2 protein-coding genes are annotated in these 2,340 nt (G+C 71.5%); one reads left to right on the top strand and one right to left on the bottom strand.

What is annotated here, in order from left to right; genetic code table 11:
• Positions 1–14: 14 nt before the first annotated feature.
• Entirely contained in the window at positions 15–1,739 is a 1,725-nt protein-coding gene (locus tag E1200_RS32660; protein ID WP_131956448.1) for a glycoside hydrolase family 6 protein, read from the top strand.
• 294 nt (positions 1,740–2,033) lie between these two features.
• On the opposite strand, the gene E1200_RS32655 is transcribed toward E1200_RS32660, so the two are convergent.
• Positions 2,034–2,340, bottom strand: a 307-nt coding sequence (locus E1200_RS32655; RefSeq protein WP_207933660.1) for a cellulose binding domain-containing protein, incomplete at its 5' end; no start/stop codon positions are given.

Below are 2,340 nucleotides of genomic sequence, written 5' to 3'. Positions count from 1 at the left end.
GAGGAGGAACCTGGATGAAAACCCCCGCAGCGCGCAGGAGACACGGCTCCCGCCGTGGCCTGGCGGCCGCATCGGCCGCGCTCCTGCTCGCCTCAGGCACGGTCGCGCTGACCCAGGCCAGCGCCAGCGCGGCCGCCGGGTGCAGAGTCGACTACACCACCAACGACTGGGGCGGCGGCTTCACCGCCAACGTCGCGGTCACCAACCTCGGCGACCCGATCACCGGCGGCTGGACGCTGGAGTGGGACTTCCCCGGTAACCAGCGGGTGACGTCCGGCTGGAACGGTACGTTCGCGCAGTCGGGTGCCCACGTCACCGTGACGAACCCGAGCTGGAGCAGCACGCTCGGCACCGGCGCGTCCGTCACCCCCGGGTTCCAGGCCACCTACTCCGGCACCAACGCGGCTCCCGCGCGGTTCACGCTGAACGGGACCGTGTGCGACGGGTCGACGGGCCCGACCGACCCGCCGACGGATCCGCCCACCGACCCGCCCGGTGACCGCGTCGACAACCCGTACGCCGGCGCGGACGTGTACGTGAACCCCGAGTGGTCGGCCAACGCCGCCTCCGAACCGGGCGGCTCCGCCGTCGCCGACGAGCCGACCGGCGTCTGGATGGACCGCATCGCGGCGATCGGAGGCGCCAACGGCCGGATGGGCCTGCGCGACCACCTGGACGAGGCGCTCGACCAGGGCGCCGACACGATCCAGGTCGTGGTCTACAACCTGCCCGGGCGCGACTGCGCCGCGCTCGCGTCCAACGGCGAGCTCGGCCCGGACGAGATCGACAGGTACAAGGCGGAGTTCATCGACCCGATCGCGGAGATCCTCGGCGACGACGCGTACGCGGACCTGCGGATCGTCACGGTCGTGGAGATCGACTCGCTGCCCAACCTGATCACCAACGTGGGCACCGGGGACGTCGCGACCGAGAACTGCAACGAGATGCTGGAGAACGGCAACTACCAGAACGGCATCGCCTACGCGCTGCAGAAGCTCGGCGCCATCCCGAACGTCTACAACTACATCGACATCGGCCACCACGGCTGGCTCGGCTGGGACGACAACTTCTCCTCCTCCGCCGACCTGCTCACCGAGGTCGCCCAGCAGTCCGGCTCGCTGGGCAACGTCGCCGGGTTCATCACCAACACCGCCAACTACGGGGCGCTGGAGGAGCCCTACTTCAGCATCGGCGACTCGGTCAACGGCACGTCCGTCCGGCAGTCGTCGTGGGTCGACTGGAACCGCTACGTGGACGAGCTGTCCTACGCGCAGGCGTACCGGCAGGAGCTCATCGGCAACGGGTTCGGCCAGGACATCGGCATGCTCATCGACACCAGCCGCAACGGCTGGGGCGGCCCCGACCGCCCGGCGGGCCCCGGCCCGACGACGGACGTGGACGCCTACGTCGACGGTAGCCGGACCGACCGGCGCCTCCACCTCGGCAACTGGTGCAACCAGGCCGGTGCGGGCCTCGGCGAGCGGCCGACCGCGAGCCCCGAGCCGGGCATCGACGCCTACGTGTGGATCAAGCCCCCCGGCGAGTCGGACGGGGCCAGCCAGGAGATCCCGAACGACGAGGGCAAGGGCTTCGACGAGATGTGCGACCCCGCCTACGGCGGCAACCCGCGCAACGGCGGCAACCCGAGCGGCGCCCTGCCGGACGCGCCGATCTCCGGGCACTGGTTCTCCGCGCAGTTCCGCGAGCTGCTGGCCAACGCCAACCCGCCCGTGCAGTAACGGGTAACGGCCACCCCAGGGAAAAAGGGGCCCCGCGATCCGCTCCGGTCGCGGGGCCTCTCCCTGTCCGCGCCTCTCCCTGTCCGGGCTGCTGCCGGCGGCGGCCGCTGTCCAGAGGCCGGTTCGCCTCCCGCCGTTCCGCCCGGCGGCCCGGCCGGGAAAGGGAGCGGCCCGCGGCGTCCCCTGTCGGACGCCGCGGGCCACATTCCGTTGTCTTCGGGAGCCTCCGCCTTCGGGAACCCTGTCCGGGAGCGGTTCCCCTTCAGCGGCGCCGGTTGAACAGCGGCCGGCGGATCAGGTGGTCATGCAGTGCGGGTCGAGGCCGGTCGCCGCGCCGGTCGTGTTCACCGTGAACCCGAACGTGGTGGACTGGCCGACGCCCAGCGCGCCGTTCCAGCCGGCGTTGGTGACGGTGATGTCGGACCCCGACTGGGTGTAGGTGCCGTTCCAGAGGCTGCCGATGCTCTGGCCGCTGGGAAGGCTGATGTGGGCCATCCAGCCGTTGAGCGGGAGCGTGCCGGTGTTGGTGACGGTGACCTCGCCCTGGTAGCCGCCGCCCCAGCTGTTGACGGAGCGGAAGGTGGCGGTGCAGACCATGCCC

This window comes from Actinomadura sp. GC306 (genome assembly GCF_004348665.1).
In the GTDB taxonomy this organism is placed as follows: domain Bacteria; phylum Actinomycetota; class Actinomycetes; order Streptosporangiales; family Streptosporangiaceae; genus Spirillospora.
Note: the sequence above shows the minus strand (reverse complement) of the source record. Positions and strands in the feature narration are given on the sequence as shown.